The sequence below is a fragment of the Alteromonas sp. ABH4_452 genome, assembly GCF_056311825.1.
This window is the reverse complement of sequence record NZ_CM149973.1, coordinates 2,803,803-2,829,684: the sequence shown is the minus strand read 5'-3', so window position 1 is coordinate 2,829,684 and position 25,882 is coordinate 2,803,803. Positions and strand designations below refer to the sequence as shown.

Annotated in this window: 23 protein-coding genes and 1 tRNA gene; 18 read left to right on the top strand and 6 right to left on the bottom strand. The window is 42.7% G+C overall.

Annotated features, from left to right (window positions below):
- The first annotated feature begins 72 nt into the window (after positions 1-72).
- The 7 genes from folP to ACYX4N_RS12105 all read left to right on the top strand — a co-directional run bounded on the left by folP (position 73) and on the right by ACYX4N_RS12105 (position 6,562).
- Positions 73-897, top strand: coding sequence for a dihydropteroate synthase (folP, locus tag ACYX4N_RS12135; RefSeq protein ID WP_476054196.1), 825 nt, complete (start codon positions 73-75; stop codon positions 895-897).
- A 9-nt stretch (positions 898-906) separates the two neighbouring features.
- Positions 907-2,250, top strand: coding sequence for a phosphoglucosamine mutase (gene glmM, locus ACYX4N_RS12130; protein WP_474807004.1), 1,344 nt, complete (start codon positions 907-909; stop codon positions 2,248-2,250).
- 96 nt (positions 2,251-2,346) lie between these two features.
- Entirely contained in the window at positions 2,347-3,090 is a 744-nt protein-coding gene (tpiA, locus tag ACYX4N_RS12125; protein WP_476054195.1) for a triose-phosphate isomerase, read from the top strand.
- A 10-nt stretch (positions 3,091-3,100) separates the two neighbouring features.
- The gene (secG, locus tag ACYX4N_RS12120) at positions 3,101-3,514 is read left to right on the top strand and encodes a preprotein translocase subunit SecG (RefSeq protein WP_476054194.1); all 414 of its coding nucleotides are present in this window, start codon (positions 3,101-3,103) and stop codon (positions 3,512-3,514) included.
- 15 nt (positions 3,515-3,529) lie between these two features.
- A tRNA-Leu gene (locus ACYX4N_RS12115) sits at positions 3,530-3,615 on the top strand.
- 232 nt (positions 3,616-3,847) lie between these two features.
- On the top strand, positions 3,848-6,142 hold the full coding sequence (locus ACYX4N_RS12110; protein WP_476054193.1) for an EAL domain-containing protein: 2,295 nt from the start codon (positions 3,848-3,850) through the stop codon (positions 6,140-6,142).
- Positions 6,143-6,403: 261 nt separating this feature from the next.
- Positions 6,404-6,562, top strand: coding sequence for a YqaE/Pmp3 family membrane protein (locus ACYX4N_RS12105; RefSeq protein ID WP_015067141.1), 159 nt, complete (start codon positions 6,404-6,406; stop codon positions 6,560-6,562).
- 151 nt (positions 6,563-6,713) lie between these two features.
- On the opposite strand, the gene ACYX4N_RS12100 is transcribed toward ACYX4N_RS12105, so the two are convergent.
- From ACYX4N_RS12100 to ACYX4N_RS12090, 3 genes are all read right to left on the bottom strand, one after another.
- Entirely contained in the window at positions 6,714-7,169 is a 456-nt protein-coding gene (locus tag ACYX4N_RS12100; protein WP_474806995.1) for a hemerythrin domain-containing protein, read from the bottom strand.
- A 231-nt stretch (positions 7,170-7,400) separates the two neighbouring features.
- Positions 7,401-8,753 (bottom strand): NADP-specific glutamate dehydrogenase, encoded by a 1,353-nt coding sequence (gene gdhA, locus ACYX4N_RS12095; protein ID WP_476054192.1) that lies wholly within the window; start codon positions 8,751-8,753, stop codon positions 7,401-7,403.
- A 7-nt stretch (positions 8,754-8,760) separates the two neighbouring features.
- Complete coding sequence (locus tag ACYX4N_RS12090) at positions 8,761-10,389, bottom strand: diacylglycerol kinase family protein (RefSeq protein WP_476054191.1); 1,629 nt, start codon at positions 10,387-10,389, stop codon at positions 8,761-8,763.
- A gap of 150 nt (positions 10,390-10,539) precedes the next feature.
- On the opposite strand from ACYX4N_RS12090, the gene ACYX4N_RS12085 reads away from it, so the two are divergent.
- Both ACYX4N_RS12085 and ACYX4N_RS12080 read left to right on the top strand, forming a co-directional pair.
- A complete protein-coding gene (locus tag ACYX4N_RS12085; protein WP_476054190.1) occupies positions 10,540-11,070 on the top strand; it encodes a DUF2878 domain-containing protein in 531 nt (176 codons plus the stop codon).
- A gap of 19 nt (positions 11,071-11,089) precedes the next feature.
- Positions 11,090-11,794 carry an SDR family NAD(P)-dependent oxidoreductase gene (locus ACYX4N_RS12080; protein WP_476054189.1) on the top strand — a complete coding sequence of 235 codons (705 nt, stop codon included), beginning with the start codon at positions 11,090-11,092 and terminating at the stop codon, positions 11,792-11,794.
- A 138-nt stretch (positions 11,795-11,932) separates the two neighbouring features.
- On the opposite strand, the gene ACYX4N_RS12075 is transcribed toward ACYX4N_RS12080, so the two are convergent.
- Positions 11,933-12,763 (bottom strand): HAD family hydrolase, encoded by an 831-nt coding sequence (locus ACYX4N_RS12075; RefSeq protein WP_476054188.1) that lies wholly within the window; start codon positions 12,761-12,763, stop codon positions 11,933-11,935.
- A gap of 188 nt (positions 12,764-12,951) precedes the next feature.
- Positions 12,952-13,542: a hypothetical protein gene (locus ACYX4N_RS12070; protein ID WP_476054187.1), complete on the bottom strand. Its 591-nt coding sequence runs from the start codon at positions 13,540-13,542 to the stop codon at positions 12,952-12,954.
- Positions 13,543-14,228: 686 nt separating this feature from the next.
- On the opposite strand from ACYX4N_RS12070, the gene ACYX4N_RS12065 reads away from it, so the two are divergent.
- The 5 genes from ACYX4N_RS12065 (at position 14,229) to ACYX4N_RS12045 (ending at position 20,609) form a co-directional block, all read left to right on the top strand.
- Positions 14,229-15,275 (top strand): DNA topoisomerase IB, encoded by a 1,047-nt coding sequence (locus tag ACYX4N_RS12065; RefSeq protein ID WP_476054186.1) that lies wholly within the window; start codon positions 14,229-14,231, stop codon positions 15,273-15,275.
- Between the two features lie 368 nt (positions 15,276-15,643).
- Entirely contained in the window at positions 15,644-17,158 is a 1,515-nt protein-coding gene (gene putP, locus ACYX4N_RS12060) for a sodium/proline symporter PutP (RefSeq protein ID WP_476054185.1), read from the top strand.
- A 16-nt stretch (positions 17,159-17,174) separates the two neighbouring features.
- Positions 17,175-18,284, top strand: coding sequence for a glutamate 5-kinase (gene proB, locus ACYX4N_RS12055; protein WP_474806981.1), 1,110 nt, complete (start codon positions 17,175-17,177; stop codon positions 18,282-18,284).
- Entirely contained in the window at positions 18,281-19,528 is a 1,248-nt protein-coding gene (locus ACYX4N_RS12050; RefSeq protein ID WP_476054184.1) for a glutamate-5-semialdehyde dehydrogenase, read from the top strand. The genes proB and ACYX4N_RS12050 overlap by 4 nt, the downstream gene beginning before the upstream one ends.
- Positions 19,529-19,658: 130 nt before the next feature.
- Positions 19,659-20,609 carry a mechanosensitive ion channel family protein gene (locus tag ACYX4N_RS12045; protein ID WP_476054183.1) on the top strand — a complete coding sequence of 317 codons (951 nt, stop codon included), beginning with the start codon at positions 19,659-19,661 and terminating at the stop codon, positions 20,607-20,609.
- A 76-nt stretch (positions 20,610-20,685) separates the two neighbouring features.
- Here ACYX4N_RS12045 and ACYX4N_RS12040 read toward each other — a convergent pair whose 3' ends face one another.
- On the bottom strand, positions 20,686-21,240 hold the full coding sequence (locus tag ACYX4N_RS12040) for an HNH endonuclease (RefSeq protein ID WP_269916549.1): 555 nt from the start codon (positions 21,238-21,240) through the stop codon (positions 20,686-20,688).
- 354 nt (positions 21,241-21,594) lie between these two features.
- Here ACYX4N_RS12040 and pnp point away from each other — a divergent pair, with 354 nt between their 5' ends.
- From pnp to ACYX4N_RS12020, 4 genes are all read left to right on the top strand, one after another.
- On the top strand, positions 21,595-23,706 hold the full coding sequence (gene pnp, locus ACYX4N_RS12035) for a polyribonucleotide nucleotidyltransferase (protein WP_476054182.1): 2,112 nt from the start codon (positions 21,595-21,597) through the stop codon (positions 23,704-23,706).
- Between the two features lie 174 nt (positions 23,707-23,880).
- Positions 23,881-24,174, top strand: a complete 294-nt coding sequence (locus ACYX4N_RS12030; protein WP_049587806.1) for a DUF1244 domain-containing protein — start codon at positions 23,881-23,883, stop codon at positions 24,172-24,174.
- A gap of 276 nt (positions 24,175-24,450) precedes the next feature.
- Entirely contained in the window at positions 24,451-24,825 is a 375-nt protein-coding gene (locus tag ACYX4N_RS12025) for a hypothetical protein (RefSeq protein WP_476054181.1), read from the top strand.
- Between the two features lie 133 nt (positions 24,826-24,958).
- Entirely contained in the window at positions 24,959-25,798 is an 840-nt protein-coding gene (locus ACYX4N_RS12020; protein WP_476054180.1) for a hypothetical protein, read from the top strand.
- Positions 25,799-25,882 lie beyond the last annotated feature (84 nt).

The window sequence follows — 25,882 nt, the reverse complement described above, 5'->3', positions numbered from 1 at the left end:
TCGCTATCTTTGTGGGTTAAAATCAGTTTGCTTTATAGCTTCATCTTTAAAGAATAATAATGCGAGTAATTCATGCAGTTTGGAAAGCACTTCGTCGATCTATCACAGTCTCATGTGATGGGCATATTAAATGTAACCCCTGACTCTTTCTCTGACGGTGGCAAGCACGCCAATGTGGCGCAAGCCGTTGAACATGCGCATCGTATGATAGGTGATGGCGCGACCTTCATTGACGTAGGCGGTGAATCTACGCGACCTGGCGCCCCTGATGTATCTTTGCAAGAAGAACTAGACCGCACAATACCTGTTATTGAAGCCGTCGCTAAAAATAGCGATGTTGTGATATCTATTGATACCAGTAAAGCAGAAGTAATGCGTGAAGCAGCTAAGGCGGGTGCAGGGTTAATTAATGATGTACGTGCTTTACAAGAACCCGGTGCATTGGAAGCCGCAGCTGATGCTAACGTCCCCGTGTGCTTAATGCATATGAAGGGGCAACCTCGAACTATGCAAAACAACCCTGAATATAGTGATGTAATTGAGGAAGTAAGTCAGTTTTTAATAGCTCGCGCAAAAGTATGTGAGCAAGCCGGCATTGCGAAAGAGTCCATATTGTTCGACCCAGGCTACGGATTTGGTAAAACGCTAGAGCATAACTATGCCCTGGTTAAACATCTGCCTGATATTATGTCGTTGGGCTTTCCTGTCTTAGTTGGAATGTCACGCAAATCAATGATAGGCAATTTGCTTAACAGAAAAGTAGATGAGCGCTTGGCTGGAAGCGTAAGCCTCGCTACAATTGTCGCCCAAATGGGCGCACAGATTATTCGCGTTCACGACGTTAAAGAAACAGCGGACGCTGTCAATATCGTGAAAATGCTGAATACGATTAAATAAGGAATAATAATGACTCAGCGCAAATATTTCGGCACCGATGGTATACGTGGAAAAGTGGGTGAGAGCAATATCAACCCAGAGTTTGTGACCAAATTAGGGTGGGCCGCAGGTAAAGTTCTAGCTGGCCGCGGCACAAATAAAGTACTTATCGGTAAAGACACACGTATATCTGGCTACATGCTAGAGTCCTCTCTAGAAGCTGGTCTATCGGCTGCAGGCATTAATATCGGCTTGCTAGGACCTATGCCCACACCTGCTATTGCGTATCTAACGAAAACATTCCGTTCTGAAGCGGGTATCGTAATCAGTGCCTCCCATAACCCTTTCTACGATAACGGCATTAAATTTTTCTCTGCTCAAGGCTTTAAGCTAGATGACGACATTGAGCTAGCTATTGAAGACATGTTAGAGCGCCCAATGACATGCGTAGCTTCTGACAAGTTAGGTAAAGCTACACGAATTAATGACGCAGCAGGTCGTTACATTGAATTTTGTAAGGGTACATTCCCGTCTGAGCTATCGTTAACAGGTCTAAAAATAGTGGTAGATTGCGCGCACGGCGCAACGTATCACATAGCGCCAAATGTACTTCGCGAATTAGGCGCAACAGTTATTGAACTGGGAACAGCGCCTGATGGCCTAAACATCAACGACGGCGTTGGCGCAACTTCTATGAACGCCATTGTAGAAAAGGTTAAAGAAACCGGCGCTGACCTTGGCTTTGCACTAGATGGCGATGGCGATCGCATTATGATGGTAGACCACCTAGGAAACGTTTTAGACGGTGACCAGATTGTTTACATCATCGCGCGTGACGCACTTAAAAATGGCAAAATGCAAGGTGGTGTCGTTGGCACCTTGATGAGTAATCTAGGTCTTGAAAATGCGCTTTCAAAGCTGGGCGTTCCATTTGTAAGAAGTAACGTAGGCGACAGATACGTGATGGAATTGCTGCAGCAAAAAGGCTGGGCTATTGGCGGTGAGAATTCAGGTCATGTACTTAACCTTAATATGAGCTCGACTGGTGATGGTATTGTTGCAGGGCTTCAGGTACTTGCTGCTATGTTGCGTTCTCATATGGACCTACACGACTTAGCGAGCGGTTTTGACATGTACCCGCAAACACTGGTTAACGTGCGTTACGCAAACCAAGAAGTAGATTATCTTTCACATCAAGATGTACAAAACGCTAAGAAAGAAGCGGAATCTGCATTAGGTAAGACGGGTAGGGTATTACTGCGTAAAAGCGGTACTGAACCACTAATTCGAGTGATGGTAGAGTCGAACGACGATGCGCAATCTCATAAATGGGCTGAGCATATTGCAGAAACTGTTCGTAATCTCGCCAATTAGTTGGCGTAGCAGGAAATTTTGCGTTTTGTGCTTGTATCTTTTCAATTAAATAGTTAATATCACGCCCGCTTTAAAGACAGGGCTAAGGTCTGCGTTGTGAGTGAAAATGTAAGAAAGCCATTCGTGGCTGGCAATTGGAAAATGAATGGAAATTTGGCATTAGTTGCTGAATTTAATCAGAAACTTGCTGATGTTAAAGCTGAATCGGAAATCGTTATTTGTGCTCCTTCTCTACTTTTACACGCATTTGAAACCCGTTCATTTGCTATCGGTACTCAAAACGTAAGTCATTTAGAAAATGGCGCACATACTGGTGAGTTATCAGTCCAAATGCTTAAAGAAGCAGGTTGTGAGTACGCAATCGTTGGGCACTCTGAAAGACGCGAAGACCAAGGTGAGTCAAGCGAACTTGTAGCGCTAAAAGCTAAGCAGTGTGTCGCATCTGGCATAGTTCCTATCATTTGTGTGGGTGAACCCCTTGAAGTGAGAGAGGCTGACAACGTAGAGTCGTTTGTCGGTGAACAGCTAGACGCTCTTGTTAATGCAATGTCTGTGGATGAACTAAGCAAAACAGTTATAGCTTACGAACCAATTTGGGCAATAGGTACAGGTAAAACTGCCAGCCCAGAACAAGCACAAGACGTTCACGAATTTATTCGTGGCTACTTTAATAAAGTAGACACAGAGCTGGCACAGGGCCTACGTATTTTATACGGCGGAAGTGTTAAGCCAGATAATGCCAGCACCTTATTTGCGCAAAAAGACGTAGATGGCGGTTTGATTGGCGGGGCCAGTTTAAAGGCTGAAGATTTTATTTCAATTTGCCAAGCGGCAAACTGACGAGGTATTTATGATTTACGAAGTGCTATTAGTAGCATACCTAATTGTTGCACTTTTACTTATTGGATTTGTTTTAATTCAACAGGGTAAAGGCGCAGATATGGGCGCTTCATTTGGCTCAGGTGGTTCAAACACAGTATTTGGTTCGTCTGGTTCTGGTAACTTTATGACGCGTACCACCGGTATTTTGGCGGGTTTGTTTTTCTTCATCAGCCTTACTTTAGGCGCATTGACCGCAAACCGCGAAAGTGCTGAAGATGAATGGAACAACTTAGAAGTTCCAGCCGCAGTTGAAGAGCCTGTACAGCTTCCGGCTGACCAAGATGTACCAGTTATTGAAGACGCAGCGCAAAGCGACGTGCCAGCGGTTGAAGCTGATGCTTCTGATGTGCCTGTAACTGACGGCTCTGAAGGTTCAAACTAATAATATAAAGATTTCGCGGAAGTGGTGGAATTGGTAGACACGCCATCTTGAGGGGGTGGTGAGCATAGCTCGTGCGGGTTCAAGTCCCGCTTTCCGCACCAAATAGTATTAAAAGCCAGCGCTATGCTGGCTTTTTGCTTTTCTCCGCTTTTTTGCTGTAGTAGCGCAGCTTTAGCAAATATCTGGTTGAGAACAAGACATTTGTAACAAAGCGTTAAAATCTAAAATTTACAGGATGTTATACCTGTCCCTATAATAGTTAATCAGCTATTCTTAACATCAATATCTATTTCGACTGCTTTAAATTCACAACAATCTTCACGGGGCACTATAGTGCAAAAGACACTAAGCCAGACTTTATTCCAAACCTTGTTAATTGGGATTGTTATAGCATCACTTCTGATTATTGGCGCTGTTTGGCGTTCTGCAAACACTCTCGTTGTTCAGAATATTGATCACGATATTCAATTGGCTGAAAAAGTTTTCGATAAAGTTGTTGCCGACAGGCAAGCCGTTATTAAAAGTGTATCTAAAGTCTTGGCTCGTTCCTTTGATTTTAGGCGCGCCGTTGGAACCGAGAATATTCCCTCTATTGAAGCTGCATTTACGAGTTATGCAGATCGCCTAAATACAAAAATTATCGCGTTAGTGAGCCTAGACCACAAAGTTGTTGCAACTCATACAGACTTATTCGAAGTTGGTCAGGATGTAGAGAGCAGTTTATCGCTCGTTGCAAAAGATCGAGACAGCGGCTTTTTTGTTGTATCTAATGATTTAATTCAGCTTAACCTTATTCGGGTAGAGATCCCTACACTCAGATATTACATGCTAATTGGTGTTGAATTTGACGATGATTTACTTGAACAGCTAAAACAACTTGTTGATGCAGAGATTATTATTTCTAAAGCAGATTCAAACGAGATCATTAAAGCAACATTAGATAAGGGTGAAGCACATCGAATAATTACATCAGAACAAGACCCGTCTTGGGTGGATGTGACCTTTAAAGACGAATTAACTTACTTGGCGCGTCAGGTAAGCATAGGTTCTGAGCAAAATTTACCTGTCGCTATTACATTAGCCGTCGATACAACGTCTTATTTCAACGCCTTTACGCGAGTTCAATTAACCATTTTAGCATCCTGTCTGCTAGCAATTTTAGTTGCGCTCGGGCTTTCCCTGTTTCTTGCAAGAAATGTGAGCGAGTCTGTTTCTAAACTAGTTAAAGCCGTAAATAAAGTAGCATCGGGTAGTTATGGTTCAACTCTTGAATCACCGTCGAAACTAAAAGAAATTACAGAACTTGCCGTTGCCGTAGACAGCATGCAAGAAAGTATTAAGAGTCGTGAAAAGCACATTCGTTACCAGGCGGAACACGATGTATTAACCGGTCTTTTCAATCGTAATTATGTTGAAGACTATTTTGAGTCCCAAATAAAAGAGGGGCAAGCGGTTCAAGTTGTAGCTATAACGGTTATTGGGTTTAGAACCATAAATGATTTATATGGTTACTCAAATGGTGATAACACGTTAAAGGCACTTTCTGAACGTTTGCAGCGCTGGCCGGGCACCTCAGCACGGCTTGCTGGCGGCGAGATATTGTATATTTCACACGAATCGTTAAACGATGATCAGTTGGAAACACTTAAACACATTTTGGAACAGCCTGTTGAGAGCAACTTAATCGCCATACCCGTTAAAGTTGCTATGGCGATAATCGAGTGTCCTCAAGATGCCTCTTCTTCTGAAGAGCTATTTAGAAAGATGAACATAGTGACCGATGAGGCGATTCATAGTGATAGCTGGTGTGTGCGGTATCGGACCGATTTAGAGGATAGGTATAATCGCAGGCTTGCCATAACAACGGAATTGAAGCGGTCGCTTGTAAGCCAGCAGGACGAACTGTCTATGGTTTACCAGCCCAAGGTTGACTTGCAAACGATGAAAGTTTGCAGCATGGAGGCGTTGATCCGCTGGAACAATAGCGCGCTTGGTTTTGTACCGCCAGATGAATTTATTACTATTGCCGAGCAAGCAGGGTTGATAGAGCAAGTAACGACCTGGGTGATGCAGCAAACCATTACTGACTTATCTTACTTTAGGTCGAAAGGTTATCGGTTCACCGTTGCTATGAACCTGTCGACGCAAGACATTCAGAATAAAGTATTACTCAGCAAGCTAGTAGCCCTGTTAACGAAAGAAGGGCTATCGCCAGAATCTTTAGAGCTTGAAATAACCGAAAGTGATTTAGTTGCTGATGCATCACTTGCCATTGAAAACCTTAACGAATTAACCGCCAGAGGCTTTCACTTCGCAATTGATGACTTTGGTACTGGCTATTCGTCATTGGCCTATTTAAAGAACTTACCTGTTAAAACGATTAAAATAGACAAGAGCTTTATTCTTTCTCTGGCTAGCGATGAGAACGATCAACAAATTGTTCATACTGTGCTTAGTTTGGCGAATGTCTTTAATTTGAAAGTGGTCGCCGAGGGTGTAGAAGATTTAGCTTCCCTTGAAATTCTGAAAGAGTGGGGATGCGATATTGCTCAAGGTTATTACATTAGCCGTCCGCTGAATCGTTCAGACCTTGAAGATTGGCTTCAAAATACGCCTTTCGGTGAATAGCTTTCTTATAAGAAAAAGTTTATTTTCTTAGTATACGCAATGCTTTGTTGCTGGGTATGTACTTATATGAAGGTGATTTGTCTTCATTCCTGCCATTTGGCACTGTTCATGCGACTTGGCGTTGTTAAGGCGACTTGGCATTGTTAATGCAAAAACTAATAACGAGACGTATAGAAACGCTCTATAGGCCTAAATTTTTCACCACATGTGAGTATTTTGCCTACTGAGTTGTGAAATTACTTCAAAAACAAGGAATTTATTATGGACATCATTCGTATACTTTTATCAATTTTACTTCCACCACTAGGCGTATTTTTACAAGTTGGCCTAGGTGCCCACTTTTGGATTAATATCCTGCTAACTATTCTTGGTTATTTTCCAGGCGTTATCCACGCAATTTATATCATTGCCAAAAAGTAGTTGATGTCACTTGCTATACTGCGCGAGTAACAATGCAATAAGTGTTGTAAAGCAGTAATGAAAACAAACAAAAGCCAGCTTCTTTAAGCTGGCTTTTTCATGTAACACTAATAAAAAAGCGAAGCGCTTAAAAGCGCTTCAGTGTTTCTATTTAAGCCGTAATTTTTTCTTCGTCTAGCTCTTGTTTCATTTCTTTTTGATATTCTTCAGCAAGCTTGGTTTTCTGACGATCATTTAAAACATTGCCAGCAACTTGGAAAAACTCTTGCTCTTCATCGGCAAGGTGATGCTCTACCTTTTCTTGTAGATTCTTTAAATGACGTAACCAAGCAGGTGAACTCATGTCCGTTTCGTCTAACTTCGATAGCAGTTCATCAATTTCATGATGTTCTGCGATACCGTGGCGCGTTAAATCCACCGTAGAATCTTTCTCTAACAGGTGAGTATAAAAATGGCGCTCTTCCGCAATCGCATGACTTTCAAGCTGTGTTTTTAACTCTTCAAAGTATTCGCGACGTGCCGCAGTGTTACCGCTGGTTTCAGCCAAGATCTTCAACAGTAAACGTTGTTTCTCGTGGTCCTGACGCAGTGCTTCAAAAATTTTCATGGTAAGTTCCTTTTGCATATTTAAAAGTGAATGACACTTCTAGTAATGCGATTTTTATTCCATGAATCTTATGTGTATTAGTTTATGATTTTGCTTGCTTTTCTTGGTTCATCGTCGACTAAAAGGTAGGGGTAGCAAAGATGTAGAGCAATATTTACAAAGGGGTTGCCGATAAATTCACGGCGGCTTTACCGTAAACTTATCGACAAACTGCGATAAAAAGGAGAGGGGTTATACGCCTTGTGCCACCATGGCGTCAGCAAGTCGTCTGAACGCTGCAATGTTAGCGCCCTTCATATAATTTACGTATTTACTATCACCACTGTCTACCTTTCCTTCATCTAGACAACGTTGATGAATACTCTCCATAATAGAATATAGTTGGTCATCTAGCGTATTAGCGTCACGTTGATTGAACATTGCGTTTTGGCTCATTTCTAAGCCAGATAAAGCAACGCCACCCGCGTTTGATGCTTTACCCGGAACGTAAACAATTTTAGCGTCTAAAAAGCGTGATTGCGCTTCGTTCGTGCACGGCATGTTCGCACCCTCTAAAACCATTTGGCAGCCATTATCCAGTAATGCTTTTGCGTCGTCTTCGAGTAGCTCATTCTGCGTTGCACAGGGCAGGGCAATATCGCATTTTAAATGCCATGGTTTTTTATCAGGTACCCACTTACCCATGCTTTCGTCAGCCATATCCGCAAGAATATTATTACGGTTAGCGTGCTTATCTATCGCCCATTTAAGCGCAGTATCAGTTAACCCATCTTCATTTTGTAAAAGCCCTCGACTATTAGAAAGGGAGATAACCTTTCCACCTTTTTCTACCGCTTTAAGTGCGCCATGCAGTGCTACATTACCCGCGCCAGATACTGCTATGGTCTGGCCTTCTATTTTTGAATCTCGGTGCTTGCACGCAGCTTCTAAAAAGTAGATTAAGCCAAAGCCTGTCGCTTCTGTACGAACATAGCTGCCGCCAAATTCTAAGCCTTTACCTGTTAATACACCTTCAAACTTATTGTTTAACCTGCGGTACTCGCCATAAAGGTAGCCTATTTCACGGGCTCCAACGTTGATGTCGCCAGCTGGTACGTCGGTATTGGCGCCTATGTGTCGCTGTAGCTCACGCATAAATGCTTGGCAAAACAGCATAATGTCTCGGTCGGTTCGGCCTTTAGGGTTAAAGTCTGAACCGCCTTTACCGCCACCCATAGGAAGACCGGTCAGTGCATTTTTAAAACATTGCTCAAAGGCTAAAAACTTTAGCACCGATAAATTTACGGTCGGGTGAAAACGCAAGCCGCCTTTATAAGGGCCCATTGCTGAATTATGCTGCACGCGCCAGCCTTGGTTAACTTCAATGTTGCCTTCACTGTTCATCCAAGAGACTGTGAAATAAATTACCCGTTCTGGCATGCAGATACGTCTGATTATATCGAATGCTTTGTATTGTTCATTTGCATTGTAAACAGGAACTATATCTTCAAGTACTTCATGTACTGCTTGAAGGTACTCCTTTTCGTTAGAAAAGTTGTCATTGAGAAAGCTAAAAATTTCTTCGAAATTACTTTTCTGAGCCATGTATCAATTAATCCTTATCTTCAAAGTTGGCGAGTACGGTGAGACTTTTAGGAACGGTTTTTATAACAAGTTTATCGCCTTCATAGATTTCACCATCTACTGCATAGGCAGTAGGCTTATCGAATGTCAATGTTATAGATGATGCGCGTTCATGGCGTATGGAGTCTGATTGCTTTTTTGATTCGGCAGGGCTTAAAACGAGTTCCGCTAACGATGCAAACTGTCTGTCAGAGCTTGGCTGTGGCAATAGCCAGGTAAGATCTAATTTTCCATCGGTAATATCTGGCTGCTCTGCGCCTTGCGCCAATGCCGTCGTCATAGGTGCAGCGTTGGCGATAACAAAGCTGGGTGTTTCTAACGTTTCAGCCGCTTTATCATCTTTTGCTACTTCAAATGTCATGTTTTCGTTATTAGAAATGGCATTCCACAGTCCTTTTAAATAGGCGAACTGCCCGCCCACGTTCTTCTCTTCTCTATCAGCGGCCGAAATCATTTGCTCTTCAAACCCGACGGCTGCTACCAACAACATGACTTTATCGTTACAGGTTGCGGTATCAATCTTTAACGTGTCACCCCTTATTATGATGTCGCACGCTGTGCTTATAGGCATAACCTTACTAACATATCCGTGCAGTACTTGGCTAAGCGCATTGGCCGTTCCAAAGGGGATAATACCCATTGTGATGTCAGTATTAATTAACGCGGACGCAACTTCGGTCAACGTACCGTCTCCACCACAGGCAATGACAATCTCCGCTTTTTCATCTTTGGCCTGTTCTGCTAACGCTTTGCCGTCTATTTCAGGTGTGGTTTCTTTTATCGTTACCTTAAACTTTTCATTCAGTCTAGAAAGGACTTCGTCTCGGTATTGCTTCCATTTACCGCCGCCCGCTACTGGGTTTACAATCAATGTAAGATCTTTTCGTAAAGACAACAGCCCGCCATCTCTTACTTTTTGTAACGACGCTAACTGTCGCTTATTGAGCCTTGCCGTTTGGCGTATTTGATTAATCTGTTTTAAGGCTTCATCTACACTTAAGTTTGGATTTTTTGCCAGAAGGTAAGCTGCTACCACTAGCACCGAACGGCCTCGGCCAAGTGCGCAGTGAACAACAACGTTTTTGTTGTCAGATATCTGTTGATTGAGCCAGTTGATCGCAAGAACAAGTTGCTCTGAGGTGGGACTAGTATGGTCCAAAACGGGTATGTTTAAATACTTATAATCTTCTTGATACGCTGTCCAATCTAACCCGTCAAACTCTGCGGTTACATCGAGGATGGCATCGACATTATTTTCGTTAAGCAGGTCTACGTGCTTATTAGACATGCGGCATGCGAGAAAAAGATGAGGTTCAATTTTTTGGAGTGGGGGAACCTTGTCGGTTCTCCGTGCATACTCGTTATAAAGCCACGAACCCAGTAAGAAGGGTACGAAAACCCAACGGATATAGAAGGGAATAGATCCATCTTCCCGTTTGCGAAATAGACTTGGGTAATTAAGTAAATAGGCACTGCTTACCGCTATAAGCGAAAAGGCTGTCCATCCAAATGCAATTTTTAGCAATATCACAGGCACAGTTAGCGTTAGCACTAACGCCAACAATGCTCCGAGTATGTAGTACTTCACCATCTTCACGACTAACACATCCTTTGTAATTAGAAAAAGCAAATAGCTTATGCATTCATACTTACACCCGTTTGTTTTCGTTTACTTTTGATAGCTTAGATTTGAACTATCACTAGACGGTAAGCGTATATTTTTTTATGGAAAGTAAGAGTGTTCGTAATGAATAAAACTGTGGTACTCAAAGTTGCCAATTTCGCCTGGTTTCAAGCCATATGGTGGTTAGTGATCCTGTTTCAAAATAGCGCTGTACTTCCCGTATTAGGGCTACTTTTGATTTGGATTGTATTCTCCCCGAAACGCGTCGAAGACCTAAAGCTTATGAGTGCAGTTTTTCTACTTGGCACTGTGGTCGACGCCTTACTCACTTTAAGCGGGTTATTTATTTTCAATCAGACAGAGGTGCTGGTGAGCTTTTGGCCAATTCCCATATGGCTTAGCCTTCTCTGGGCCGCGTTCGCGGGTACGGTTTATCACAGTCTAACTGCGTTTAACGGTCGAATGGGTATTGCAGCAATCGCGGGGGCTGTCTTTGCGCCTCTTAGCTATATAGCTGGAGCCAAGTTCGGTGCGGTCGAGTTAGGTACCAGCATGATGCTCTCTTATATTTTCATCGCTTTAGTGTGGAGTGTGATTTTCCCGCTGTGTTTTTATTTATCCAATCGTTTTGAGGCAAAACAAGCCCAAGCGTAAATGCAAGGAGTGTATTGGTATGACGAAAAACGTATTAGTAACTGGTGGCAATAGAGGTATAGGCCTGGAAATAGTGAAAGGAATGCTGTCTAAAGGCTACAAAGTATTGATGGGATGTCGAGATGAAGAGTCAGGCCTTGAAGCTAAAAAGGAAATAGTAGGTGGGGATATACACGTTATTGAACTGCCCCTTGATAACGAAACTGCCATTGTAGACGCGTTTGTGCGTGCTGAAGCCGTGTATGGCCCTATCGATATTCTGATAAATAACGCGGGGATATTAGACGATACCGATTGGAAAGAAGTGAATTCTGAAAGTTTAGCGAAATCTATGCAGGTGAACGTGAATGCTCCTTTAACACTTATTCAGCAAACTTTACCGCAAATGATTGAACGAGGGTATGGTCGCATTATTAACATAAGCTCCAGTTACGGTAGCTTTGCGGAAGGCTTAAAAGGGCCATTATGCTATGCAGTAACGAAAGCCGCCATTAACGCCCTTACTGTGAAGATGGCTGCCGAGGTCGATAAAGCTGCGGATGGCAAAAAGATTGATGTTACGGTAAACAGCATGACGCCTGGCTGGGTGCATACGCGAATGGGTGGCAGCGACGCGCCTAAAACTCCAGAAGAAGGTGCGGATACCGCAATTTGGCTAGCTACTATGGAAGAAGGCGGCCCTCACGGACAGTTCTTAAAAGACAGAGAGCCTATCGAATGGTAATTTGATGGTAGCCTAATGCGTATAGACACTCGGCTACCATTACGTCTAGGTTTCGCTGGGCTAGAGTTTTTTCTGGGCTAAAAGCTTTCTACGGTTCAAAGCTTTAGAAAAGGCTCTAGGCTTTGTTTACCGTAGTGCCTAGAGTGAGAATCGCTCTCTTAAAAAGCGAGCGATGCCATCTTCATCATGATGCCCTATTACAGAAGTAGCGGCATCTTTGATGTAAGGTTTTGCGTTTGACGGCGCATAAGCTTCATCAGCAAGCTTAAACATACTTAAGTCGTTATCACTATCTCCAAAAACAATAACGTTGGTTGCGTCTAATTGATTGCGTAATGATTCAACTGCACTGCCTTTATTAGCAAGGTTGTGATGCACATCCATCCAACGGTACTCATCGCCCTCAATGGCTGGGCCGGAATACGCAATCAACTCGTCATGCATGTTTAGTTGCTTGTACATATCATAAACAAGTGCTGCATCGCCAATCATACTGATATTGGTAATGTGAGCATTTGCAGGTAAGGTCTCGATGCTGGCAAGCCGCGCTTTCGTTCGCGAAAAGTATTTTTCGATTAAATCGAGTTCTACTTGATGCTTTGGCGCTGAATGATAGATCACGTGCTCGTGGTTAGGGCTGTCCATATTAACCGTGTTAATGAAGGGCGTGATATTGTTTTTAACTGCGTGCTCAATTATAAGATTAACTTCACTTGGGGCGAGCAAGTTTTCTAGCGTTAAAGCGTTACCAGTTGGGTCCCATATGGCTACGCCATTATTATAGATGTGAGGTAGTACAAAAGATTGACCCTGCAGTACGAATTGTGCTGAATGCATGGTGCGCCCTGTGGCTACCGTAAAGGCAATATCCTTTTCACTTAGTAAGCTCAAGGTTTCTCTCGTGAAAGAAGAAATTTCTGAAGACTTATTTAACAAAGTCCCATCTAAATCAAAAAATATCAAATCCATACAATCGGTGCCTAGTCTTTCTTTCAAATTGCTACAAACCAAACGTTAAAGGGCAATATACCCGAAATTCGGTATATTGCCCTGTGATATCTTTAAGAAAGAGTTGTAAGTAGCAAGCTCAATCAACAGTTTAATACTCTAACACATTCTGCCGTTTAGCATGTCTTCCTGTCGTGCAATTAATTTCACTAGCGAATAGATTCAACTACATTATCGCTGTGCTGCTTCAACACCTGAGACACCTTTGACGATGATTGAGATTTTCTAAGATTAATCACTAACGCTACTTTGCCATAACGAACTGCATGCCTTACCGTCTGTATCACTTCGTTTCTATCTGGGCGCAAGCCTATTAGCCCAGCTACGAATAGCCCAATAAAGAGGCCAGGGCTAATTAATGCAATGTAGGTAAACAACGGGTTTTGCTGCGTAAGGGCAGGCCCAAATTGAGTTAGCAGAAAAGCGGCAATTAAACCTGCTACAAGACCAAGCGAACCAAGAAGAAGGTGAGAAGACCACATACTCTTTCCAATTGATTCGCTGTTTCGCTCTAGCTTTTCGCTCAACTTAGGGTCGCCGGCTTCTATAACCTCAATTTGAGACGGTTCAACCGATGTTTTGTCTTGCACTATCTCTAGTACTTCTCTCACTTTCTGCTTTGAACTAAATACGGCAGCGACTTGTAGCTCATCGTTAGAGACAACATTAGCCCTCACGTTTTCATGCTCACCACTTTTAGCGCTTTCGGAATCAACCTTGTTCGAATTCTGAATACTCATATCTAAATCCTCGACTTCTTTCATGGACTCTCTAATTAAATGCACTTGATTCGGTTAACGAGTTACTCGCCGATAATCGGTTTCACATAAACCTCGCAAGCAACTGTTTGCAGATGTCACTTTCAACTGTCTGCAGCTGTTTACTATTTGTAATTAACTATTCAATTTGTATTCCGCTGAAGTACAAGTAGCGCTAATACTTTAGTTTAATTTGTGAGGCGGTATTCTCTAAATAACTGAAAAGTAGCGATATTTCATATTTATTACATATGATTTAGTTAATAAAAGGGCGGGCTATTGACGACAAATATTGGTGATGAAGGTGCCCCTACCAGCTTTACGGGTAAGGATAAGGGGTGATACTGCGATTATTTTACACGGGATGTGAAAAATTGTTACAGCGTAGGTTGAAAGCCATTGTTGATAGATAAAGCTCCGGGTAGATAAAGCTCTGGGTAGATAAATAAACTCGGCGAAAGGTTTATAGACGAGTGATCAATTCTTTTATTTCAGCTGTAAATTCTACTTATAGATAAGCACTGTTGTGCGAGGGGAAACTGACCTTTTCCCTTAAAAGAACAATACCGCGACAAGTCAGTGTCGAAGCGAAGTCGCCCGTGATGCGTGCCCTCATAGCTATTCAATTATTATCGTTTGGGGCAAACAGGGGAAAGGAGTAACTAAAAATGAAAAGGACTAAAGGCTATTGCAATGTATATTCAGACGATAGCCACCTGACAATTAAACGCATCCCTTGCGGGAACAAACGTTTTTACTATCGTTATAGCAGTGGCAAAAAAGTAACAGGCGAGCGGGTGATTAAACGTATTAAGAAGCTTGTTATTCCACCAAATTGGCAAAACACTTTTATCAGCCGTGATAGTAAAGCCAGTATACAAGCCGTTGGCTATGATGAGAAAGGGCGCAAACAGTATATTTACCATGACAAATGGCACGAACAGCAGCAAGTCGAAAAATTCGAGCGACTGCTTGCTTTCGGCAACGCTCTTTCTGATTTTAGAGAACACTGCCTATCTTTGATTTCACAGCCCACCTGGACGCAAGAACGCGCCTGTGCGCTGGTGTGCCTTCTGCTTGATTACACAGGTGCGAGGGTTGGCAATGCTCAATATAGCAAAGAAAATGAAACGTACGGGCTAACAACCTTGCGGCGTAAACACGTGCAATTACAGTGTGAGGATAGTGTTGAACTTGCGTACATAGGAAAGCATGGTAAACCAAGAGTTTTAAAGGTTAACGATCCTGAACTTGCCTCGCTGATTTGCGATTGCGCTCAGCAGCAAGGCTATTGCCTTTTCCGCTATCAGGATAAGAGTAAGCATTGGCACGATGTTACCAGTGAAGACGTGAATGCGTTCATTCACGAAGAGTTAAGCGAGCAGTTCAGCTGCAAAGACTTTAGAACTTGGGCTTCTAGTCGTTTCGCATTAACCAACCTTCCTTACGTCTATGACCAAGTTAGTAATTCCAGAACCAAAAAGTGGGAAAGCACATTAAGCAAGGTCGTCGCCGCAGAACTTGGAAATACGCCCACAGTATGCCGAAAATATTATATTCATCCGAAGCTATTTACCGTTAAAAACGATAAGAAAGCGTGTGAGATGCTTATAGAAAAGGTGCGTTCACTAAATAAAGAAGATTGTACACAACTAACCCAATTGCTGCCTGTAGAAAAGCTTCTTTTGGATGTTATTTCAGCTGAGTGTGTGTAACAAAGCATTTTTAATGAAAATGTTTTAGCTGATAGTAAAGTTGTGCTTTTTCTATGCTTTAAGCACCAAGTTAGATTGTTTCATGAATAGTTGGTGATTTGTAACGCGCTGAAAACTATGGTTAAAATATCTTTGTTTTGAATTAAAGTACCGTGAAACATGGTTGGTGTTAATTTAAACATCAATGCTGTTTAAACTAAGTTGTTTAAAAATTAAACTTGAAATTTTTTGTGAAATCCTTATATTGTTAGAGCTCTAATGATTATTGTTCGATTTAATTATTTGTATCGACATGTGTCGTTGCAAAAGTTCAGAACGGTAAATCATTGACGAGTTTTCGAAGAGCAATAGAGGAAATAACTAACGTTATGCCAATGGAAAGTTACCTATCACTCGGCGTTTATTTTATAGCGATGTTGGGGATAGGGTTGTTTGCTTACCGACAATCTACCAGTGATATTTCTGGTTATATATTGGGAGGGCGACAAGTAAGCCCTCAAGTTACCGCACTGTCTGCGGGTGCATCTGACATGTCTGGTTGGATGTTAATGGGTCTTCCAGGCGCCATGTATTTAACCGGTTTTGACGCGGTATATATCGCGATAGGCTTGGTTGCTGGTGCTTTAGCTAACTATTTACTAGTAGCGCCTAAACTTCGCGTTTATACCGAAGTGGCTAATGACTCACTTACTGTGCCTGAATTCTTTGCCAAGCGCTTCAATAAGCCAAATTCAAGCTTACGAATCGTTTCGGCGGTAATCATTGTACTGTTCTTTACGCTATATACGTCTGCAGGCTTAGTAGCAGGCGGTAAGTTGTTCGAAAGTGCATTTTCGGTCGATTATCAACTAGGCTTGTTTATCACTCTAGGTGTTGTGGTGTCTTACACACTCTTGGGTGGGTTCTTAGCAGTGAGCCTTACAGACTTTGTGCAAGGGTGCATTATGTTTGTGGCATTGGTTTTAGTGCCAATAGTCGCATTTACCGAGTTTGATAGCGTATCGCAAATGACAAGCGCCGCTTATCAATCTGTACCGAATTTTTCAGAATCGTTAGAAACGCTAACAATAGTCGGTTTGCTTTCAAGTTTAGGATGGGGCTTAGGTTATTTTGGCCAGCCACACATTATCGTGCGGTTTATGGCAATTCGCTCTGTTAAAGCTATAGGCACAGCACGAAATATTGGTATGTCGTGGATGACAGTGACAATTATTGGTGCGTTAGCTACAGGCTTTGTAGGCATTGCTTATGTTAACCAGTTTGGCCTTGCAGTCGACGACCCAGAGACGATATTTATTATTTTCTCGCAGTTGCTTTTCCATCCATTAATTAGTGGATTTTTGATGGCAGCAATTTTGGCGGCCATCATGAGTACAATTTCGTCGCAGTTATTAGTTAGCGCAAGTTCGTTAACAGAAGACATTTACCGCGTAATGGTAAATAAAAAGTCGCCTGAAAAATCGTTAAGTGAAAAGCAAACGGTAACAATTGGGCGATATGGTGTAGCAGGTGTGGCTGTAGTTGCATTGCTGTTAGCCATGGATGCGTCGAACACAATTTTATCTTTAGTAAGTAACGCTTGGGCCGGTTTTGGCGCCGCATTTGGTCCATTAGTACTGTTTTGTCTGTATAAGAAGGACCTGACAGCGAAAGCGGCAATGGCGGGCATGATAAGTGGTGCGGTAACCGTACTGTTTTGGATTTATGCGCCCGTTTTAGCTGACGGTAAAACGTTAAGCAGCGTTATTTATGAAATTATTCCAGGGTTTGCGGTAAGTACGTTAACGCTATACATGGTAAGTCGCCTTAGCGAAAACCCATCGTCGAACGTACAAGAAACGTTTGTGCAAGCCAGTGAAGAATTAGCGAATCAACAATCTTAAGGTTAAAAAGTTTATTATGAGTCATCCTAATTGGAAACGCGTAGTCATCAAAGTAGGTAGTGCACTAATATCGCCCAACCAGCAAGGTTGTAGCAGTCATTATCTTTTGAGCATTGCGCAATTTATCGTGCGATGCAGAGCTAACGGTACGCAGGTTGTACTCGTGTCTTCCGGTTCTGTCGCAGCGGGTGCGCACCTGTTTCCAGAGCAAGAAAAGTCAGATATCGCGGTTAAGAAAGCCATGGCAGCAGCGGGTCAAACCGAGATGATTGCCACATGGGATAGACTGTTCGATTTTCCGTCTGCCCAGATGCTACTTACCCATGCTGATTTGAGAGACAGAGAGCGTTACGTAAGTATCCGTGAAACTATATTCAGCTTGTTAGACAACAACATTCTGCCTATCGTTAACGAAAACGATACTGTAACTACCGACAAATTGAAGGTTGGTGACAACGATAATTTATCGGCCATGGTGGCGTCGGCGGCTGAAGCTGATGCACTGATTATCTGTTCAGACATTGATGGGTTGTACGACAAGAACCCACATGAACATGACGACGCAAAACTGCTTAAATCGGTTGATACCATCGATCAGAGCGTTTACGACATGGCTGGTGGTGCGGTTAAAGGCGGTGTTGGCACCGGTGGTATGCGCACCAAAATTGAAGCGGCCGAGAAAGCTGTTTCGCATGGTATAGATACATATATTATTAACGGCTTTACTGAACTGTCGTTTAATATGCTGCTAGCAGGTGAAAACCCAGGCACGCATTTCAAACCTCACGCCAAGCCAATGCAAGAGAATGTGCATTGGATGCGCCATACGTCAAATGCGCAAGGTGAGGTGATAGTAGAAGGCGACTTCGACGACTCTTTACATACTGACGCAGAGCAACTAACAAGTAGCGAAATTATAGACGTGAAAGGAGAGTTCTCGGTAGGCGACACCATATTGGTACGTAAAGAAGACGGCACTAAATTGGTGAAAGCCAAGTCGAACTACAGTAGCTGTTTATTGAATTTTATTGCGAATCAGGAAAGTGAAGAATTTGCCCACGAGTTTGAGGAAAAAACAGGGCCAATTATTTCTGATCAGCACATAGCAAATCTGGAGAAAGAATGAGTATTATTACAGAGTTAGCACAACAGGCGAAAAAAGCTGCACGTACACTGGCAATTCTAAGTGAGAGCCAGAAAAACGCGGTGTTAACTGATATGGCCGCGGCAATTCGTGCCAATAAAAGCAAAATTATTGAAGTAAACGAAAAGGAAGTTGCGCGCGCTAAAGAAAATAATCTAGATGCAGCCATGATAGACCGCTTAATCCTTAACGATGAGCGCATCGAGTCAATGGCTGAAGGCATTGAGGTTATTGTTGAACTAGACGATCCGGTAGGCAAAGAGCGTGTTATTGGTACACGTCCTAACGGAATTGAAATTAAGAAAATGCGTATACCGCTAGGCGTTGTGTGCATGATTTATGAAGCACGACCTAATGTTACTGCCGACGCGGGCGCGCTGTGCTTTAAATCGGGCAATGCCGTAATTTTACGTGGCGGTAAAGAAGCCCTTGATACAAGTTTAGCCATTGCTGAACTTATGCAAGACGTGCTTGAAAAGCACAACTTGCCTAAAGCGCTTGTTACCGTTGTACCAAACCCAGACCGCGCATTAATGCAAGAGCTAATGGAACAACGCGACTACATCGACGTTATTATTCCACGTGGTGGTGAAGGCCTTATCAACTACGTAACCGATAACGCTAAGGTACCGGTTATTCAGCACTTTAAAGGTGTGTGCCATCTGTATGTAGATAAAGATGCTGATTTAGAAAAAGCCATGGCTATACTTTTAAACGGTAAAACCCAGCGTACTGGTGTGTGTAATGCGCTTGAAGGATTGGTTGTACACCAAGCTATTGCGGGTGATTTCTTACCTAAAGTGGCCGATGCCTTTAAAGAGAAAGGCGTAACGGTTCACGTAAACGAGAAGGGTAGCCAGTATTTCGATGGCGCTGACGTAATTTCAGAAGACGTTTACGGTGAAGAGTATCTTGGTTTAGAAATCGCAATTCGCGTTGTTGATGACTTCGAGGGTGCGATAGACCATATTGCACAGTTTGGTAGTAACCACACAGAAGTTATCGTTACTGAAGACGCTGAGAAAGGTAAGCTATTCCAACGCGCAGTAGATGCAAGTGTGGTAATGGTTAACGCGTCTTCACGCTTCTCTGACGGCAGCCAGCTTGGCTTAGGTGCCGAAATTGGTATTGCTACAACTAAACTACATGCCTACGGTCCAATGGGCCTAGAGTCGTTGACTTCAGAGAAATACCTGGTGAACGGTAAAGGCCAAATTCGCGACTAAATAATACTTGTTGCAACTGGTCGGCATTGTGCCGCAGGTTTACATGCTTCATAATGAAAAGCGCTGACATTCGTCGGCGCTTTTTTATTTTTATTCAAAGATTTACCCTCGCAGCACAGACGGAGCATACATGGAGATTGTGATAGACCCCACGCAGTTATGGAATCAGCTTATTGCGTTTGCCAATGAGTATAAACTGCTGACATCACTACTACTTTTAATTGTATTGCACTTCTCTAAAAAAGGTGTGTTGTTGCTGATAAGACGCATCAGTTCTCAGCGCGGGGAAGATAGAAGAAACCAGATTAATATTTTAGAGCAGTTAGGGAACGCTTTTATCATCATTGTATTGATGATGGTGTGGAGCTCTGAAATACAAACACTCGCTATATCCATTGCCGCGTTTATGGTTGCTATAGTGCTAGCCACCCGAGAATTTATTCAATGCTTTATGGGCTTCATTTACTACCTGGGCGCAAGGCCATTCAGGGTAGGGGACTGGATCCAAATGAATAATATCATTGGTGAAGTGGTAGAAATGGACTGGGCAAAAACTGCGCTTTTAGAAGTTGACCCAGAAAGTTTCAACTACACGGGTAAACACGTTTACGTACCTAACAGTCAGCTAGTTACCCAAACCGTGCGTAACCTTAACTTTATGCGCCGCTACCGTTTGCACTCCTTTGAAATTGTGAACGAACCTACGGTAAATGCCTATAGCTTAATACCCGCTTTTCACGCCCGCGCTCAAGCGCACTGTGAATACTTTCGCGACGTAGCAGAACGCTATAAAGGCTTGATTGAACGGCATTTAGAACAGGAATTTATTCGTATAGACCCAGAAGTTGAGATCAAAACTAATGAACTGGCGAAAGTAGTGGTAAAGGTAAGTCTTTTCTGCCCAACAGCGGAAGCCCATGAGCTAGAGCACAAGATGTGCTCTGACTGGTTAAGCTTGTGGTTTAGAGCGCAAAAAGAAGAGCAGGCGATGCTAATGCAACAGCAAAGCGAGATTGGTAACAGCAATCTTCAAGCGCAAGCTACTACAGAACAGCAAGCGTCAACGAGTACAGGGTTGTAATATTTAACAAAGGGGCGGCCAGTTTTCGAATTTACCGGTCGCTCACTGTTTTTTGTTGCCATTTACTCGTTATATTTCATTCGTTACACGTCCATTCCCGCTGGTGGGAAAAATGCCCTTCTAAAAATGCCATCTGGTCTGCCAGTATACGTCTGTTCATCAAATAAAAGCGCTCGTAAACGTTGGGTCTAAACGGCACAGCGAGTAAAGGCATATTCGCTTCTTCAGGTGTTTTAGCCGCTTTGGCATGATTACATCGCTGACAAGCGGTGGCTACGTTCGTCCAGATATCTTTTCCGCCGCGAGAGCGGGGGATAATATGGTCTCGGGTAAGTTGTTTAGGCGTAAACTTATTGCCGCAATACATGCACAAATAGCTGTCGCGCCTAAATAAATAGCGGTTGGTAAGGGCAACTTTTCCAGATAAATCTGTTACCTTGCCGTCGCAAGCGATAATACTTGATAGGGTAAGTTCGCTTTGCAGCCCTTCGTGATTCCAGCCGCCTTTAAGGGTTATGGCATCGCTACCTAGCTCGAATAGCACTTTGTCCTGACTGTAAAGCTTTGCGGCTTGTTCAACATCTATCCACTCTTGTGGCATGCCTGCTTTATTAAGTCGAAGTACCAACATGGTTATCTCCTTAGCACACTAATATTAGACGTTCTTGTTATGAATAATCTTTATCGCCCGTATGTTTATTGCCAGTATATGGTTAACAGCATTAGTTACGGGGTGTTTCTTTGTTCGCATTTTGTTCTAGCATACGCTGTTTTGTGTCAGTATGATGAAAATATAGTCAATAATTGAAATTTCACAGATATTTCATATAGTCATGGTGCCATGGTTGATAGCGATTTTTCGCAAATTCACTAAATAAATTCCACGCGGGGCTGTATTTGGCAATGGCATTACAGCTACTTCAAAGCTATACTATGCGCCGCGTTTAAAAGCGATAAAATAAAGATTGAAATTAAAGGACAAATAGTGACTCCTATTACTAAATCATTTCAGTATGGACAGCATACTGTAACTCTAGAGACGGGTGTAATTGCTCGTCAGGCGACAGCTGCGGTTCTTGCGAGCATGGACGACACGTCTGTACTGGTAACAGTAGTTGGTAAAAAAGAAGCAAAGCCAGATCAAGACTTCTTCCCTCTAACAGTAAACTACCAAGAAAAAGCATACGCTGCGGGTAAAATCCCAGGTGGTTTCTTCAAGCGTGAAGGTCGTCCATCTGAAGGCGAAACATTGACTGCGCGTCTTATCGACCGCCCAATTCGCCCATTATTCCCAGAAGGCTTCAAAAACGAAGTACAGGTTGTTGTTACTGTAATGTCTGCTAACCCAGATATCCCTACAGACATCATCTCTATGATTGGTACTTCTGCAGCGCTTGCTATCTCAGGTATTCCTTTCAACGGCCCAATCGGTGCGGCTCGTGTTGGTTATAGCAACGGCGAATACATTCTAAATACACGCGCAGAAGAGCAAGCTGAAAGCCAGCTTGACCTTGTTGTTGCGGGTACTGAAGGTGCAGTACTTATGGTTGAATCAGAAGCTGACGTGCTTTCTGAAGATACTATGCTAGGTGCGGTAATGTTCGGTCACGAGCAACTTCAAACTGTGGTTAACGCAGTTAATGAATTTGCTGCTGAAGTTGGCACTGAGAAGTGGGACTGGGCACCAGAAGCAGAAAACACTGCACTTAAAGATAAAGTTAAAGCACTAGCTGAAGCTGAAATGACAGCGGCTTACCAGATTTCTGACAAGTTAGAGCGTAAAGACGCAGTAACTGCAGCAACTGACAAAGCACTAGAAGCTATCCTTACTGAAGACGAAGAGCAAGACAAGAAAGAAGTACTAGATCTTCTTCACGAACTTGAGTCTGACGTAGTACGTTCACGCATCCTTTCTGGCGCGCCACGTATCGACGGTCGTGAGCCTGCAATGATTCGTGCTCTAGACGTAGCAACAGGCATTCTTCCTCGTACTCACGGTTCTGCACTATTCACCCGTGGTGAAACGCAGGCAATTGTTGCTGCTACTTTAGGTACAGAGCGTGACGCACAGATGATTGACGAGCTTCAAGGTAAGCGCGACAGCCGTTTCATGCTTCACTACAACTTCCCTCCATACTGTGTTGGTGAAACCGGTATGATTGGTTCGCCTAAGCGTCGTGAAATTGGTCACGGTCGTCTAGCGAAGCGTGGTATTCAAGCAGTAATGCCAAGTGAAGAAGAATTCCCGTACGTAGTACGTGTGGTTTCTGAAATCACAGAATCAAACGGTTCATCTTCAATGGCGTCTGTATGTGGTACTTCACTAGCGCTTATGGATGCAGGTGTTCCAATTAAAGCGTCTGTTGCGGGTATCGCAATGGGCCTAGTTAAGAGTGACGACAACTTTGTTGTACTTTCAGACATCCTTGGTGACGAAGATCACCTTGGCGACATGGACTTTAAAGTAGCGGGTACTACCGATGGTATTACTGCACTTCAAATGGACATTAAGATTGAAGGTATTACTAAAGAAATCATGCAAATTGCGCTTAAACAAGCAAAAGAAGCACGTTTGCACATTCTTAACGTAATGGACGAAGCCATTGGCGGTCACCGTGAAGAGCTAAGTGAATTTGCTCCACGCATTTACACAATGAAGATTGATCAAGACAAGATTCGTGACGTTATCGGTAAAGGCGGCGCAATGATCCGTCAAATTACTGAAGAGTCTGACACTAACATCGAGATTGAAGACGACGGTACTATCAAAATCTTCGCGACAGAGCGTGCGAAAGCAGACATCGCTATTGGCAAGATTGAGCAAGTAACGGCTGAAATTGAGGTTGGTAAGACTTACAACGGTAAGATTACACGTATTGTAGACTTCGGTGCGTTCGTAGAAGTACTTCCAGGTAAAGAAGGTCTTGTTCACATTTCACAAATCGCTCACGAGCGTGTGAACAAGGTTACTGACTACCTTAAAGAAGGTGAAATGGTTGACGTTAAGGTTATGGAAATCGACCGCCAGAACCGTGTACGTTTAAGCATTAAAGAGCTTCTAGAAAAGCCTGCGCCTAAGTCTGACGACGCAGAGTAATATCAATTAGGTTTTAAACCTAGTTAGTTATGTTTAAGTAAAAAGGGAGCTTGGCTCCCTTTTTTCGTTTTAGGTTTTAAAAGAGATAGCGGGTTGGGTTTTACCCATTAACCCACACGTTTAAGCAATACATTTAGGCCATAACGAAAAACGCTTTTTTAGAGGTATTAAATAATGGATAAGCAAACGCAAACCGAAGTAGAAGCAGCGGTATTCCGCCGCTTAGTAGAACACCTAGACGCAAATAAAGACGTTCAGAACATTGACCTGATGATTTTGGCCGACTTTTGCCGTAACTGCTTGGCAAAATGGTATTCGGCAGCTGCAAGCGAGCAGGGTGCTGATATCGATTACGAAGCCGCACGCGAAGTGATATACAAAATGCCGTATTCAGAGTGGAAAGAGAAGCATCAGCTTCCGGCTACTGATGAGCAGTTGGAGAAGCTGGCTGCTAGGCAGGGGAAGTAGTTTTTAGTTCGAGTGACGTTAAATTATTTGTTTTAGAAGCCAGCGGAAGCTGGCTTTTTTGGTTTTTGGCTTGTGTTAAGTACACCAAAAGCAACTGAATGTCGATTTGGTGTTTTTAACTTTTGCGCAAAAAAAGACAATTTAGTTTTTTCTTTATTTCTCTTGTGGTTGTGGTTTAGAGTAGTGGATGATTAAAAGGACAAGTACCCGAAAGTGGTGTGGAATAGCATGACGTTTTGGGGACGAGTAAACTGTTAGGTTTAAAAGGAGTTAACCTTGAGTACACCAATAAAATTATCGTCCGATTTTCCTGAACTACTAAAATTAGAAACTTCGGTTATTTCATTTTTATACGTTGTCTTAGGTTTTTCAGTAACCGCAATAACTGGACATAACAAATTACTAATCGACCTAGCTCAAGGTGGCTTACCTGATAAATATGTTCCTTATTGGCCGCTTTTTTCTCACATAGTTACATTTACTATTATCAACATGGTTTGGGTTTCAATAGGTTTGTTTGGTGCTTTTTATGACCGTATGCCTACATCATACCGACCTAAAGTCGCTTACCTGAATGGTTTTGTATTCGTGGTAGCTTTAGGATACTTTGCATATATAGCTTCAAAATTGGTAGATATGCTTAAATTTTAAACCTAACAAGTTACTCAAAAGGACGCAAAATGCTTGGCTTGTGCTCCTTCGTCGCCAATTTTAGCCAAGCATTTTACGCCCATTAGTAAGGCGTTAGAAGCCTCGCATCACATTAATAAAAGTTAGAGTTGCTATGGAAAATAATCATCAAAATGGTATTAGCACACAAGATCTAGAGGTTTTAAAATCAAAAATGGAATTGATTTCGGTCAAGCTGGATCATCAGGCAAGTGCACAAAATAACGAGAATTCCAAAAGTAAGCCTTGGTGGACTACGGCCGTCGAAATATTGGCATTACCGGCATTGGTTGTTGCAATTTTATTCCAGGTTAGCCAAACAACTTCTAATCAAGGCATACCAGAGAAAACTGCAGCTGAGACTGCAAAGATAAAAACAGAAGAATTGAAGGCTCGGGCGGAGTTAGAATCCTTAATTGATACTCTTGCTGAAAAGAAAGGCCAGGGAATTTCTGAATACCGAGAAGAGATTGAACAAACTATTCCACGTCTTGAAGAAACTATCGAAAAGCTAAGTCAGATTGAAAGCCAGTCACAAAATTCTTCAATGGATTCAATTTTTGCATTCTACATCGTGTTGTGGATTGTATATGCGGGTCTTTCATTGGTTTTTGAAATCATCAATCATGTTTGGTCAGCATTATTAAACTCAGTATCAAATATGGTATACGGTTTGCGAATCTATGATGAAAAACCAATTTCGGAGAAGAAGCGAAAGAGAATTGAAAAACTGCATAGAGTCATACCTTGGGTACATTCACTGCTAGGGCCATTACCAAATTTGGTAGGGTGGGCTATTCGACTGTCAATTTTCATTGCGCTACTAATCCCATTGTTCGATCAAGCAGGGCTGTTTATTGGTTCGAGCCATAACTTTGAATCTCTTCTTGCATCGGCTAAATCATTTGATCTGGCCGGGGTTATAGCGAAATTGAAGACAATGGTGCCACAATAGCCCCTAACAAGGCGCTATTGTCGGACTGTTTTTCTGCTGTGCTCCAAAATAGCCGCAAAGCGCGGCGTTATAAATATAAAGGAA